At 57.7% G+C, this 14,113-nt stretch carries 13 protein-coding genes; 7 read left to right on the forward strand and 6 right to left on the reverse strand.

The window, feature by feature from the left end; translation table 11 throughout:
• The first annotated feature begins 28 nt into the window (after positions 1-28).
• Together P4G45_RS03480 and P4G45_RS03485 are read left to right on the forward strand one after the other, a co-directional pair.
• Complete coding sequence (locus tag P4G45_RS03480) at positions 29-733, forward strand: hypothetical protein (protein ID WP_348268293.1); 705 nt, start codon at positions 29-31, stop codon at positions 731-733.
• 2 nt (positions 734-735) lie between these two features.
• Positions 736-1,218: a GNAT family N-acetyltransferase gene (locus P4G45_RS03485; RefSeq protein ID WP_348268294.1), complete on the forward strand. Its 483-nt coding sequence runs from the start codon at positions 736-738 to the stop codon at positions 1,216-1,218.
• Positions 1,219-1,318: 100 nt separating this feature from the next.
• Here P4G45_RS03485 and P4G45_RS03490 read toward each other — a convergent pair whose 3' ends face one another.
• Both P4G45_RS03490 and P4G45_RS03495 read right to left on the reverse strand, forming a co-directional pair.
• Complete coding sequence (locus P4G45_RS03490; RefSeq protein WP_348268295.1) at positions 1,319-2,083, reverse strand: PEP-CTERM sorting domain-containing protein; 765 nt, start codon at positions 2,081-2,083, stop codon at positions 1,319-1,321.
• A gap of 190 nt (positions 2,084-2,273) precedes the next feature.
• Positions 2,274-3,779 carry a PAS domain S-box protein gene (locus P4G45_RS03495; RefSeq protein ID WP_348268296.1) on the reverse strand — a complete coding sequence of 502 codons (1,506 nt, stop codon included), beginning with the start codon at positions 3,777-3,779 and terminating at the stop codon, positions 2,274-2,276.
• A 369-nt stretch (positions 3,780-4,148) separates the two neighbouring features.
• On the opposite strand from P4G45_RS03495, the gene trmFO reads away from it, so the two are divergent.
• The gene (gene trmFO, locus P4G45_RS03500; RefSeq protein WP_348268297.1) at positions 4,149-5,588 is read left to right on the forward strand and encodes a methylenetetrahydrofolate--tRNA-(uracil(54)-C(5))-methyltransferase (FADH(2)-oxidizing) TrmFO; all 1,440 of its coding nucleotides are present in this window, start codon (positions 4,149-4,151) and stop codon (positions 5,586-5,588) included.
• 47 nt (positions 5,589-5,635) lie between these two features.
• Here the strand turns inward: trmFO and der are convergent, their stop codons facing one another.
• On the reverse strand, positions 5,636-7,444 hold the full coding sequence (gene der, locus P4G45_RS03505; RefSeq protein WP_348268298.1) for a ribosome biogenesis GTPase Der: 1,809 nt from the start codon (positions 7,442-7,444) through the stop codon (positions 5,636-5,638).
• 150 nt (positions 7,445-7,594) lie between these two features.
• Between der and P4G45_RS03510 the strand changes: the two genes are divergently transcribed.
• The 4 genes from P4G45_RS03510 (at position 7,595) to P4G45_RS03525 (ending at position 11,096) form a co-directional block, all read left to right on the forward strand.
• Positions 7,595-9,667: an ATP-dependent DNA helicase gene (locus P4G45_RS03510; protein WP_348268299.1), complete on the forward strand. Its 2,073-nt coding sequence runs from the start codon at positions 7,595-7,597 to the stop codon at positions 9,665-9,667.
• A 6-nt stretch (positions 9,668-9,673) separates the two neighbouring features.
• Positions 9,674-9,922, forward strand: coding sequence for a hypothetical protein (locus P4G45_RS03515; RefSeq protein ID WP_348268300.1), 249 nt, complete (start codon positions 9,674-9,676; stop codon positions 9,920-9,922).
• A 101-nt stretch (positions 9,923-10,023) separates the two neighbouring features.
• Positions 10,024-10,401: a 6-carboxytetrahydropterin synthase QueD gene (gene queD, locus P4G45_RS03520; protein WP_348268301.1), complete on the forward strand. Its 378-nt coding sequence runs from the start codon at positions 10,024-10,026 to the stop codon at positions 10,399-10,401.
• 11 nt (positions 10,402-10,412) lie between these two features.
• Entirely contained in the window at positions 10,413-11,096 is a 684-nt protein-coding gene (locus P4G45_RS03525; protein WP_348268302.1) for a radical SAM protein, read from the forward strand.
• A gap of 64 nt (positions 11,097-11,160) precedes the next feature.
• Here P4G45_RS03525 and P4G45_RS03530 read toward each other — a convergent pair whose 3' ends face one another.
• The 3 genes from P4G45_RS03530 to mctP form a co-directional block, all read right to left on the reverse strand.
• On the reverse strand, positions 11,161-11,721 hold the full coding sequence (locus P4G45_RS03530) for a PEP-CTERM sorting domain-containing protein (RefSeq protein WP_348268303.1): 561 nt from the start codon (positions 11,719-11,721) through the stop codon (positions 11,161-11,163).
• Between the two features lie 280 nt (positions 11,722-12,001).
• The gene (locus tag P4G45_RS03535; protein ID WP_348269208.1) at positions 12,002-12,481 is read right to left on the reverse strand and encodes a DUF1440 domain-containing protein; all 480 of its coding nucleotides are present in this window, start codon (positions 12,479-12,481) and stop codon (positions 12,002-12,004) included.
• 74 nt (positions 12,482-12,555) lie between these two features.
• Positions 12,556-14,061, reverse strand: a complete 1,506-nt coding sequence (gene mctP / locus P4G45_RS03540) for a monocarboxylate uptake permease MctP (RefSeq protein ID WP_348268304.1) — start codon at positions 14,059-14,061, stop codon at positions 12,556-12,558.
• Between the last annotated feature and the right edge of the window lie 52 nt (positions 14,062-14,113).

The raw sequence follows: 14,113 nt of genomic DNA on the forward strand, positions 1-14,113 counted from the left end.
CCAGCGAAGATGATAATCATCCCAGGCTATGAACTCCCACCCGCACGAGACCTCTAAGGCAATAGTTTCACAGACTCTTCGAGTCATCGCCATCACCTCCATCCTCGCGACGTCCGCGCTGGCGGCGAGCCACAAAGCGCCTCCGGTAAAGCCCGCAAATCAGTACACCGCCTTCGACGCCCATCCCAACGAACACGTCACCATCGCCATCGACCCCTGCAACGACCCCGACCAGTGCAGTTTCTTCCGCCTGCCCTACATCCAGCACGGCTTCATTCCCGTCCGCGTCATCATTACCAACGATGGCGATACCGCGCTCACTCTCAACGACGTCCGCATCCAGTTCATCTCCGCCGCCAACGACAAGCTCCCCGCCGCCGACCTCGACGAGATTAATCGCCGCCTCTTCACTATCAAAAACAGCATGGGAACCCACCTCCCATTTCCCGTTCCCATCACCGTCCACAAGCAGCCCGTAGACAAAAAGATCACCCAGGACGACGCCGACTTCGGATTTCAGGGCACCACCGTCAACGCCCACAGTACCCTCGGCGGCTATCTCTTTTACGACGTCCGAGGCCTCGACGATCCACCTCTCAAAGGCGCGCAGATCTACGTTAAGATGATCCACACCCTCGACGGAAAACACGAGCTCTTCCCCTTCACGATCCCTTTCGACAAATGGCTCGCAGCAAATTCACCCGCCACAAAATCGACAAGCCAGAAAAAATAGCCATGCTCAACATCCGCCCCGCCACTCCAGCCGACGTCCCCCAAATCCTCGCCTTCATCCGCGACCTCGCCACCTATGAGCGCGAACCGGACGCCGTCCACGCCACCGAAGCTGATCTGTTACGCGATGGCTTCGGCCCCACGCCGCGCTTCCACTGCCTCATCGCCGACTGGGACGGCATCCCCGCAGGCTTCGCCCTCTACTTCCACAACTACTCCACCTGGCGTGGCCACACCGGCATTCACGTCGAAGACCTCTTCGTCCACCCCGAGCATCGCGGCAGGGGAATCGGCAAAGCCCTGCTCACCCGCGTCGCCGCCGTCGCCGTCGAAGAGGGCTGCCACCGCCTGCAATGGGACGTCCTCGAATGGAACACCCCCGCCATCGGCTTCTACGAGCAGCTAGGCGCACAAATGCTGATGGAGTGGCGCACCATGCGCGTCAACCACGAAGCTCTGCCAGCCCTCGCCGTGCAGAGCAAATAAGGCGTCTCCCCTCACATAAATAATTCGAAAAGCTATGGTTGCCAAAGATATGTCTTCGGCAACCATAGCTTCTTGAGTTCATCTTCGCGATGAGTCGAGATTAAGCGCTAAATCTGCGTCTCAAGCCACTGACCAAACCAAGCATTCCCGTTCCCAGCAGGAACAGCGAACCCGGCTCCGGCACCGCCGAAGTGGTCAGGTTTACTCCGGGATCGGCAAACGGCTCTCCGAACGAATTGAGCCTGGCTCCATTGAGGGAATCAGTAACTCCGTAGGTCAGCCCGAGTTCCGGCAGCACGCCATTGCTCCACAGATTCACGGTGTATCCTCCATCCACATTAAACAGCAGACCGTAAATGTCGAGCGTGCCACCGTGAAATGGATAGGGCGCGTGTGTATCACCCGGGGGCGGAGGAGGGCATACCCAGGGGGAGTCCCCGCCCGGATAGAACAGGTCGTCAAAGGACAAGCTATCGCTGGCACCGAGCGCAAACGTGCCCGGAGGAATGAAGGTGCCGTCGGCATTGATGCCGGAGGGCAGGGAGGTCCCTATTAGTCCGGTGATCGCCGCGTTCGTGAGACCGACGTTGCTGTCCGAGAACGTGCCGCTGATTCCGGTAACCTGAAATGCGCCGGGAACCCCCGGAACCGGTGTATTCGAAACATCGAGAACGCCGGAGCCGCTAAGCCCCCCGCCGTTGAACGAGAAGTTGAATGCGTCGGCCCTCGCCGTCGGAGCCATGGCAACACTCGCCGCCACGACCAGCAAAGCCGAAAGAATTACCTTGGAGCGTGAGACAGCCCGCGCGGAGGCCCGGTCTGCGATTGCGAATGAGGGCGCGGTTCTGCCCAATAGAGTTTTCATATGTTCCTCCTTGGAGATGATGGAACGGGGCCTGAGGACACCGGGGAGGGCGCCCAGAATACCATAAGCGCGTCAGGGCCCTCCACTGTCCGCTTCAACGAGCAAACGGGCGGAAAGAGCTAATGGACATCGACTGGCGCCCTGCGCGCATCAGCGAGGAGGTGGCAAAGCGGAAACCCGAAGCGATAATCTAACTGCGGGAGGGAGTGCTATTGCTATAAGGATTGTCGAAAGGCAAAAATATCGACATCTTCGTACCATGAGAATCAGCGTCTACGCTGCTCTGGACGCTGATTTTCCCCTTGTGGCCATCGACAAACTGGGTTGCGACCCAAAGCCCAATTCCAGTCCCAATCGAACTACGGGTGGTGAAGAACGGTTCAAAGATCTTTCCGAGACACTCAGCAGGAATACCTTCGCCAGTATCTTCTATCTTCAAAAGGACACCAGGGTTCCCTGACTCCGTTGCATCCAGCACGGAAGCCGTCAGCGTGCCGCCGGACGGCATCGCATACATCGCATTGGTGACAAGGTTCGAGACGACCTGCATCATCTCTCCCCTTCTCAACGTAATCTGCCGACTGGAGCTAAGCTCTGTTTGGACCCGGACGCCGGCCGACTTCAGTTTTGACTCGTAAATCTTGAGTGTGTCCATGACCAACGCTGATAACGACACTTGGACCGCCGCCGAGTGCTCCCGGTAGTAACCCAGCGTTTGCTTTGCGATGTGGGAGACGCGCAGAAGCTCTTCCTCGGCAGTGTGCAGATAGCCGACGACCTGATCAGTGTCGGACGCATTCATCCTGGCCAGATAAATCAGGTTCAATACCGATTCCAGCGGGTTGTTGATCTCATGGGCAATCGTCGCCGCCATCTTACCCGTGGCCGCGATCTTCTCTGCTTGCAGCAGGTTTCGCTCCAACTGCTTGCGTTCCGTAATGTTCCGAAGAACCTTGGAGGCGCCAATGATCTTTCCCCATGAATTCTTCAACGGAGAGATGGTCACCGACACATCCAGCCGCTCCCCCTTCTTGGTAAGGCGGACCGTTTCGAAATGATCGATGCGTTGTCCGGACTGTATCTTTTCTATGATCGTCTGTTCTTCGGATTGCAGATCAGGAGGAATCAATTTCAGAATCGAACAGCCGACAATCTCTTCTTCGGAATATCCGAAGATACGCTCCGCAGCACGATTCCAACTCGTAATGATGCCAGAAAGATTCTTGGTCATGATTGCATCGTCGGAAGACTCCACAATCGCCGCCAGTTGAAGCCGCACTTCATTCAATCGCTTCTCGGGAGTGATGTCCCGAACCATCTTCGAGACTCCGACCACCCGGCCGCGTTCGTCTTTAAGTGGAGAGATGGTCAGCGAAACACTCAGCTCTTGTCCGCTTTTTGTCAGCCTCGTTGTCTCAAAGTGGGCGATGTGCTCCCCTGCCCGTAATTTGCGAAGAATGGCCGTTTCTTCATGATGGAGTGAAAGCGGAATGAGCTTCAGGACGGACTCTCCAACCATCTCTTCTGGCTTGTAGCCAAAAAGGCGCTCCGCTGCCGGATTCCAGCTTGTAATGATCCCGTCCAGATTTTTCGTGATAATTGGGTCTTCGGAAGTCTGGACGATTGCTTCAAGCAAGAGGTTGGAACGGTCGAGCGGGGACTGATCTTCTTTCGGGAGATTCGAGCCTGTGAACATTTTTGCCCTTAATTTTCGTGGCGTTGTAATCTCAGCGGCATCTCTATGGTAGGCGAAGAAAGAGAACCATATTTCTGCAATTGTTTTTCTATCTTTTGTCCAACCCCAATTTCGAGCGCGAGGTTTGAATCAATCTGGAACCGATCTCTGCCTTTAGATGCTTGACGCGCCCCCTATAATTAAATGAGGGGGCAAGGCCACATTCAACATCTTTCACCGCGAGCATATGGCGCCCCAGTGCGTGGATAAGTAGTGTAGATCGAAGACTTTGCAGACTTTTATACCATAAAATCAAGACTTTGATCGAAAGTCCAGACCTAAAGTGTCTGTTTCGAAGACTTTGCAGGAAAATGTAGGGGAGGGGGTACCTTGGCAGAACGTACAACAAAGCGAATCAAAGTCATCGGCGGAGGTCTCGCCGGTCCCGAAGCCGCGCTGCAAGCCGCCCGTCTCGGCTGCGAAGTCGACCTCTACGAGATGCGCCCGACGCGCTCCACCGAAGCGCACCAGACCGGCGACTTCGCCGAACTCGTCTGCTCCAACTCCCTTAAGTCCGAGTCCGAAAATACCGCGCCCTGGCTCCTGAAACAAGAGATGCGCCGCGCCGGCTCCATTCTCCTCGCCGAAGCCGACGCCTCCGCCGTTCCCGCGGGTCACGCGCTCGCCGTCGACCGGGTCGAGTTCTCTCGCCGCGTAGCCGAGCGCATCGCGGCTGAGCCTCGCATCACCGTCCACCGCGAAGAAGTTCTGACCCTCGACGAGAACGATCCCAACACCATCACCATTCTCGCCAGCGGCCCGCTCACCTCGCCCGCGCTCGCCGCCGAACTTCAGCGGCTCACCGGTCGTGACCAGCTTGCCTTCTACGACAGCATCAGCCCCATCGTCGACGCCAGCACCATCAACATAGACCGCGTCTATTTCGCCGCCCGCTACGACAAAGGCACGGCAGACTACATCAACTGCCCCTTCACCAAAGAGGAATACGACACCTTCCTCGACGCCCTCATCTCCGCCGAAGCCGTGCCCGCCAAATCCTGGGAGCAAATCCCTACCCAACAAACCTCGGGTGCCCCATTCGTGACGGCTTCATCGTCACGAGTGGGTTCCACAGAAGCCTCTCCTGCCACTCCCGAAAAGCTCCACTACTTCGAGGGCTGCCTTCCCATCGAAGAGACCGCCCGCCGCGGCCGCGACACTCTCCGCTTTGGCCCCATGAAGCCGGTCGGCCTCACCGATCCCAAAACCGGTCGCTGGCCCTACGCCGTCGTCCAGCTCCGCCAGGAGAACCTCCGCGCGGACAGCTACAACCTCGTCGGCTTTCAGAACCACCTGAAGTTCGGCGAACAGAATCGCGTCCTCAAACTCATCCCCGGCCTCGAAAACGCGACCTTCCTGCGCTACGGCCAGATTCACCGCAACACCTACATCAACGCGCCCACGCTGCTCACCGAAACCTTGCAGTTAAGAGCGCACCCCAGCATCATGATCGCCGGACAGCTCAGCGGAGTCGAAGGCTACACCGAATCCATCGCCTCAGGAATGCTCGCCGGACGCTACGCCGCATCCCTCGCTCAAGGCAACGCTCCGACTCCCGCGCCCCGAGCCAGCGCCAACGGCTCGCTCACCCACTACATCACCCACGCCGAAGGCAAGCGCTTCCAACCCGCCAACATCACCTTCGACCTGCTGATCCCACTCGAAGAAGAGCTACGCAAAAAGATCCGCGACAAAAAAGAACGCCACAAACTCCAATGCGACCGCGCCCTAGAGGTATGGGACAAATGGCTGACCGCACCCACTGAATGAAAGATGAGTGAAAGCTGATCCTTCGCGAAGCGGAGGACCAGCTTTCTCTAATCTTCTTTCTTCTTCTTATTCCGAGCCTTAATCTTGAACCAGATCGGCGATCCGATGAACCCGAAGTTATCTCGGATCTGATTCGCCAGAAACCGCTCGAACGAGAAGTGCATCTTCACATCCTTATCTGTGAAGAGCACAAATGTCGGCGGAGCAACAGCAGCCTGCGTCATGTAGTAGATCCGAATCCGCTTCGCCATCGGAACCGAAGCCTTCTGGAAATCAACCTTCTCCAGAAACCGGTTCATCTGCCCGGTTGTCACGCGCTTGCGCCGCTCCCGCGAAACCAGCTCCACCTTCTTGAAGACCGACTCGATATTCATACCTTCCGACGCCGAGATAAACAGCAGCGGAGCATATTCCAGATACTTCAGCGCATCCCGCACCTGCTGCTCGTAGATCTTGATATCAGCAGGCGGTTTGCCATCGGTTCGCGCCGTCGTCATCAAGTCCCACTTATTCACCACGATGATGACGCTGCGTCCGCTCTCATGCGCGTAGCCGCCGATGTTCGCATCCAGCGCCGTCACACCTTCGACTGCATCGATCACCAGCAGCGAAACATCTGCTGCTTCAAGATGCTTCCGCGCCATCACGACCGACAGCTTCTCAGCCATCAGCTTGGTCTTGCCCTTGCGCCGAATTCCGGCCGTATCCACAAATCGGAAGCTGTGTCCGCCGCGCTCGACGACCTCATCGACAGCATCGCGCGTCGTCCCGGCAATTGGCGACACAATCGCACGGTCGGTTCCCGTCAGAGCGTTCAGTAGCGTACTCTTGCCCACGTTCGGACGGCCAATGATGGCAATCTTGGTCTCCTTCTGCACATAATCGCCATGCGTCCGCAGCTTCCTCACTGGCTGCGGTCCGTCTTCATCCTCGGCCATCTCATCTGCCGCGGTCAGCATCACTTCGGTCGGCTCTTCGTCGACCTCTTCAGGAGGCAGCGAAGCAAATACCTCATCCAGAAGATCGCCGATGCCGCTGCCATGCTCTGCCGAAATCGCCAGCACATTGCGGAAGCCCAGGCGCCGGAAGTTCTCCGCCTGAGACTGCATCGCTTCGGTGTCCATCTTATTCACGGCCAGAAACACCGGCTTGCCACCGCGCAGCAGCAACCGCGCCAGTTCCATGTCCGGCGAAGCCAGTTCCGTGCGTCCGTCGACGACCATGACGATCGAGTCAGCCTCTTCGAGCGCAACCTGCGCCTGACGGAAGATCTCGCTGGGAATCAGCGCCTCATCATCGGGAACAACGCCGCCTGTATCGACGATGCGCGCATCGCGTCCCGCCCACTCGATCTCGCCATAGATGCGGTCACGCGTGATTCCGGGCTCGTCGCCGACAATCGATCGCCGCGATCCCGTCAGACGGTTGAATAACGTGCTCTTGCCGACGTTTGGACGGCCGCAGACCGCAATCAGCGGCAGTTCCTGTGCTTCGGCGCTTTCGGTTACAGTCGATAACTGCGCAGCGATTGACTCGGCCTCGCGCCAGTCATCCGCGCCAATGTTTTCTCGCCCGGCGACGTTCGAGGAGCGCGGTGTCTGCCGCCCAACGATTCCGTCGGTGGGTCGCGTGCTTTGCGCGGGCCGCAGGGTCTTCTTCGTCTCAAATTCCGGGGAGCGCTTCGAGACCAGCTTTGCCTTTGCGGCGGCTGCCTTCTTGGTCGCCAGCACCTTCCGCTTACGCGGGTCTACAGCTCCAGTCGTTGGAGCGACACGTGGTGCGCGACCCTTCTTGGGTCGAGTCTTCGCCTGCCTGTGTTTTTTGCCTAACCGCTTCCTATCGTCTTTTTGTGCCACGGTGAATGTCCATCTTTCTCCCACACACCCGGTAAGGCGGCAAGGCGACTACGCTATAGCAGCTAAAAGGCTATTCTCTCTTATTCCAACTACGCTTCTATTATAGAAGGGCAGCCCTTTTGTGCCGCCCTATCTCGCGCAGCCGATATCTTGTCCACGATAACCCCCATCTCGATCACGCCCGCGCCTCCGGAGAATCTTCCGAACCTGCACGACTTTTTTCGGCCCGGCGGGACGCTTGCCCGTTCGTCGCTCGCATTTGAGCACCGTAAAGGGCAGTACGAGATGGCCCGCGCCATCGAAAGTGCCTTTAAAGAAAAGCGCCATCTCATCGTGGAAGCTGGGACCGGTACAGGAAAGACGCTCGCCTACCTGCTGCCCGCTTTGCGGCTCGCCCGGGAGCGGCAGCAGCGGGTCATTATCTCGACGGGGACCAAGAACCTGCAGGAGCAGCTCTTTTTCAAGGACGTTCCTTTCCTCGAATCTCTGCTCGGGCCGCTGAAGGTCTGTTACATGAAGGGCCGCAGCAATTATCTTTGCCGCCACAAGCTCTACGCCCTGCGCGACACTCCTCTGCTCAATGGGCTTGAGGAGATCGAACAGTTCCACATCATCGCGCACTGGGAGAAGACCACTGAGACTGGCGACCGGGCCGAGATCGATGCGCTGCCAGAGAGCTCGGCGTTATGGCATAAATTGGACGCCCGCACTGAAGCCTGCCTCGGCCAGACCTGCCCTGATTGGGAACGCTGCTTTGTCACGAATATGCGCCGTAAGGCGCTTGAGTCGGACATCGTTATCGTCAACCATCATCTCTTTTTTGCCGACCTCAGTATCAAGCAGCAGGCCGCGAACGCACCCGACGCGGGCATTCTCCCCGAAGCGGCAGTTGTCATCTTTGACGAGGCGCACGAGCTGGAAGAGATTGCCTCCAACTACTTCGGCATTGGCCTCAGTACGCAGCGCTTTGACGAGTTGACCCGCGACATCGAGACCATGCTGAAGAGCAAGGAGGCCTTCTCCTCTTCGATCGTCAACGCCAGCCTTACTGTCAAAGAGCGTGCTCATCGCTTCTTCGCAGCTTTGCCGACTGAGGATACCTTCGGCGCTCCGGCGGTTGGGCGGATGCCGTTTGAAGATCGGGAAGCCTTCCTCGAAGAGAGCGGCGACACCTACACTGCCACACTTAATGCACTTACCCGGCTTGAGGGCGAACTAGAGTGTGTCAAGAACGTCGAAGAGATTTCCGGTCTGCGCAAACGCACCGCAGACATTCGTGCACACCTGGCTTTTCTGCTCGAGTCCACCGACCGCAATACCGTCTTCTGGATCGATCGCCGCGCTTCAGGGGGTGTCCGCAATCTTGCCCGTGGAGGAGCCGCTCCAGCCGCGTTTCACACTCATCTGCAGGCCACGCCTATCGATGTCTCCGAGTTGCTTAGTACGTCGCTGTTCGACTGCTACTCCAGCGTGATTCTTACCTCGGCCACGCTTACGGTGTCGGGAGGCTTCGACCATATTCGCAAACGCCTCGGCCTCACCAGTGCGCGCGAACTCGTGGTTCCCTCGCACTTCAACTATGAGAAGCAGGCGCTGCTTTATCTGCCGCCTAACATGCCCGATCCGCGCGAGCCCGACTTCCAGATTAAGGCCACGGAGCGCATTCGGCGCGTGCTCGAGATCAGCAAGGGGCGCGCCTTTTGCCTCTTTACCAGCTATAAGCAGATGCGCGAGACCCACGACCGCCTGCTCAGCGAACTGCCTTACACCCTGTTGTTGCACGGCACTGCTCCGCGTCACGTTTTGCTGCAGCAGTTCAGAGACACCCCCAACGCGGTACTGTTTGGCACGTCCAGCTTCTGGCAGGGAGTGGATGTGCAGGGCGAGCAGCTAAGCTGCGTCATCATCGACCGCCTTCCCTTCGCCGTGCCCAACGACCCGGTCGTCAAGGCGCGCATGGAAGCGATCGAGGCTCTCGGCGGCAAGCCTTTCTTTGACTATCAGGTGCCGAACGCCGTCATCACGCTGAAACAGGGCTTTGGCCGCCTTATCCGCTCGCTCGACGACCGCGGTGTGCTGATGTTGCTCGATCCTCGTATCCAGCGTCAGCGGTATGGGCGCATCTTCCTCGAAAGCCTGCCGCCGTATCGACTGACTCAGGAGATCAGCGATGTCGAGCAGTTCTTCGAGGCCCCCGCAGTTCCGCAAGTAACCGTAAAATAAAACCATATGGGCCGCAATCTCTACATCCTGGCCGGAACGCTCCTCATCTTCGCGATGGTCTCTTTCGGCGTCTCCTACACCAACATCGCGCAGCAACCGGGTTCACCCGGCGACACCTCTCTCTGGCGAACAATGGGGCTTGCGCTCTTCTTCCTCAGCATGGTGATCTCTCTGGCTGCTGTTCTCTCCTCATTGTTCGAGCAGGCCGAGCGCCACACTGACGCGGAGCGCCGTCAGCGCCGCAACAAACGTTAGATCGCCTGAAAAAGGTACAATAAGAAGACGCTGAAAGCCGCGCCACTCCCAGCCCCAAAAAAATCCAGCCTGTCGCGGCCGTTTGAAGGGATCGTAGAACCATGTTCGAAGTTACCGTAGAAGCTGGTTTCTCCTCCGGCCACTATCTCCGCAACTATCGCGGGAAGTGCGAGAACCCGCACGGCCACAATTACAAGGTCTTCGTTACGCTGATCGGCCCTGACTTGGACGAAGCTGGTCTCCTGCTCGATTTCAAGCTTCTTAAGCAGGTTTTGCGTCCAGTGGTCGATTATCTTGACCATCAGATGATCAACGATCTCGAGCCGTTCACTACGGTCAATCCGTCGGCGGAAAATCTCGCTCGCTACTTCTATCAGGAGACAGCAAAACAACTTCACGACATGACCGAAGGCCGCGTCCGCATCAAGGACTGCACGCTTTACGAGACCGACACCAGCTTCGCCCGCTACTACGAGTAAGCCTCCCTGAAATGCACTTAATCGAACTCTACAAATCCGTTCAGGGCGAGTCATCCTTCGCGGGGCTTCCCTGCATCTTCGTCCGGCTTGCGGGCTGCAATCTCCGCTGTGCCTGGTGCGACTCCGAGTACACCTTCACCGGCGGCAAACCGTTCACGGAAGACGAAATCGTCGCGCAGATTGAAGCCCTTGCGCCCTGCAGGCTCATCGAATTCACCGGTGGCGAGCCCATGCTGCAGGCGAAGGAACTTTTACCGCTGATGCAGCGGCTTCTCGCGCAGAACTACACCCTGATGATCGAAACCTCCGGCGAGCGTCCGCTGGTTGACGTTCCCAAAGCCGTGCACAAGATTGTCGACGTCAAATGCCCCGGTGCGGGCGCTGCGGCTAACAGCTTTCGGCTCGACAACCTCGACGCGCTCACCCGGAACGATGAAGTAAAGTTCGTCCTCACAAATCGCGAAGACTACGACTTCGCCCGGGACTTCATCATTCAGCACGACCTTGGAAGCAAGGCAGGCGGCATTCTGCTCAGCCCAGCTTTCCGGCAGACCCCCAGCCCGCAGCGCACGGCCGATAATATGGCGCTCGACCCGCGGAAGCTGGTGGAATGGATGCTGGCAGACGGGCTTAATGCCCGCCTCTCTCTCCAGATCCACAAGTTCATCTGGGAGCCTATGAAAAAGGGCGTCTGATCGCATACTGAGTCAATGCACGCGCAACTCACGGCCTTCTTAGAGACCGTGAGTTGTCACATTGCTAACTAACTTTGCGTCTACGCAGGCATCCAACCAGCGCCACAACTCCGGTGCTCATAAGCACCAGCGATTCGGGCTCTGGTACAGGGCTCGGGTCTTGCAAGGTCAATTCTCCAGAACTAAAATCGATGTTTTGCCCTTCGCCCTGGCCTACATTCGATTGAACGACCAGCGTCGGATCGCTCTCATATAACGCGGCATTTGTTGCGGTAATCAGTGGGATCGTTCCTCCGGACGTTAATGCAGAGCCAGGGAAGATCAGATCGAGAATAGGGAATGCATTTGCAGGGTCAGCACTCGAAGGGTCGGCGCTCGCGTTGAAGGCAAAGATATCCAGCAGATTTGGATAGAAGTAGTCGGAAAAAGCCGAGGTCGCGGTGTACTCGCCGACAATTCCACCGCTCAGAAAGACATCCACATTGGAAATTGATCCCGCGGTCTGATCCACTACAACCGTTCCGCTCAACGTGGACGGGGGAATTACAGTGGTTCCGTCGTATGCGTACACGGCCGAAGGCACATTGCCCGAGACGTTGTAGGTCAAAAGAGTGTCTGCCCTCAAAGGCGAACTCATCAATAATAAAGATGCAACTGGTACGGCAGCGGCCAGAAAACGTAACGATAGCTTCAACGCAGACGAAGATTTCAAAGTCAGACTCTCCCACAAGGATTTGGTGGTAACTGTCTAACTGGACTGCAATTTCGTCTCCATTGTTCAATCGAGAATCATTTACTGGCCATTGCCGCGATTACAGCCAGAATTCACGGAACACACGATTCGCAAGATGCAACAATTTGCATCTTGCGAAGGTGAAAATATTCTTTGGGTTTCTTGGCTGGGTTTATCCCAGAGTCTTCCGAACCACTCGCCGCACCGTTTCCGTCACCATGCCAAACACCGCATGCGATGCCATCTCGCTCGTGCGCTCCCGCGTAGTCTGTTCCTCCGGCGGAGCCGACAATCCCATCGCCGGCAGCGCGCCTTCATGCGTCAATGAGGCGAGCGCCATCCCGAATCCCGCGCCGTCTTTTGCTGTGGCTGCTGGATAAAACTCGGCGAGCGCACCATAAGCCGCTCCGGTGAGTGCTCCGAAGCCCCAATGAATCGTCTCCACGGCGGCGGTCTCTTCGCTGGCCGAGAGTTGATGGCCGGCAAGCTTCTGCGCCAGCACTGCCGGAGGATCCGGTTCTCCGTGCGTTCGCGGAGGATACATCTTCTCCATCATCGTCTTGGCTGCCGTTGCCACCAGGCCGCCAATCAGCCCCGCCACCAAGCCCTTCATCAACGACTTTGCAGGTTCTGTCTTCCGCTCTTCGTCCATCTCACTCACGCCGTCACCTCGGATACTATATTCAACACTCGCTGTTGGATGCGTCCTTCTCGTTCTAAGCAGCCCTACCCCACATAGGCTGTGGCATCGGTCGTGTCTGCGCTCACGCCTACGTTGACCATGCGAAACACCAGAGTCAGCACGGCGGCGACCAGCAGGTTCAAAAGCAGCGCTGGAACTGCGGCATACATGGCATACGTCTGTCCAAACAGGTGCAGCGGATAGACGGAGCTTTTCAGTCCCAGCGAAAGTACCATCCCTGTTCCTATGCCCATCCCCGCCGCCCATCCGGCCAGCAGCGCCCATGGATGAAGACACCTGCTGAAGATTCCCACCACTACGGCGGGGAAGAGTTGCGTAATCCAGATTCCGCCGAGCAACTGCATATCGATGGCGTAGGCCACGGGTAGCCGCAGCACGAAGATCAATGCGCCAAACTTCACCACCAGCGAGACTACCTTCGCCATACGCGATTCACCCGCGGCATCCAGAGGCTTACGCGCAAATGTCCCATAGAGGTTACGGGTGAAGAGGTTCGAGGCTGAGATCGACATGATCGCCGCAGGTACCAGCGCTCCAATCGCCACCGCCGACAGGCAGAAGCCGGAAAACCACTCGGGAAACATCTTCATCAACAGCAGTGGGACGGCCTCGCTGGTGTTCTTCGTCGTTACTCCCGCTGCCAGCGCAAGGTAGCCCAGTAGCGCAATCATTCCCAGCAGAAAGCTGTAGGCGGGCAGCATCGCCATATTCCGCCGTACTACGTTGGGACTCTTTGCGCTCAACACAGCGGTTGCAGTATGTGGATAGAGCATCAATGCTACCGCCGATCCAATCGCGAGTGTCGAATACGCCATATATTGCCCGGGTTTCAGATAGATCGACGCCGCCGGAGTGTGTGTCGCCAGAGCGTGACTCGCCAGTTCAAAGATGTGAGCGTAGCCGCCCAGCTTCAGCGGCAGGAGGATCAGCGCGGCAAGCACCATCACGTAGAGCATTACGTCTTTTGCGATTGCAATGACTGCGGGCGCACGCAGACCGCTGGAGTAGGTGTAAGCCGCGAGAATGACGAACGCGGCCGCCAGCGGCCACTCGCCGTGCACACCCATCGCCTCGATGACTACTTGCATTCCCACCAATTGCAGGGCGATGTAGGGCATCAGCGCCATGATTCCGGTGACAGCGACCGCGACGGTCAGCCACCGGTTTCCGTAGCGTCCGCCTACGAAGTCTGCCAATGTGATGTAACCGTGACGGTGACATATCGTCCACAGGCGCGGAAGAACCAGCATCATGAAGGGATAGGTGATGACCGCATAGGGAACGGCGAAGAACCCCATCGCGCCGCCTCCGTACATCAGCGCGGGTACGGCGATCACCGTATAGGCCGTGTACAGATCGCCGCCGATCAGAAACCAGGTCACCCAGGTCCCAAAGCTGCGTCCGGCCAGGCCCCATTCTTCGAGCGATGCCATTCCTGCTGCGGGCCGCCTCCACCGCGCCGCCCAGAAGCCGGCCAATGTCACCAGGGAGAAGAAGATGCAGAAGATTACAAGAGCTGTCGCGTGCAAGCACTCACCCGGTCAGAGATTTACGGTACTCAGAATAGAAGACAAGAACAAT

The sequence above is a fragment of the Edaphobacter paludis genome (assembly GCF_039993895.1).
Taxonomy (GTDB): Bacteria; Acidobacteriota; Terriglobia; order Terriglobales; family Acidobacteriaceae; genus Edaphobacter; species Edaphobacter paludis.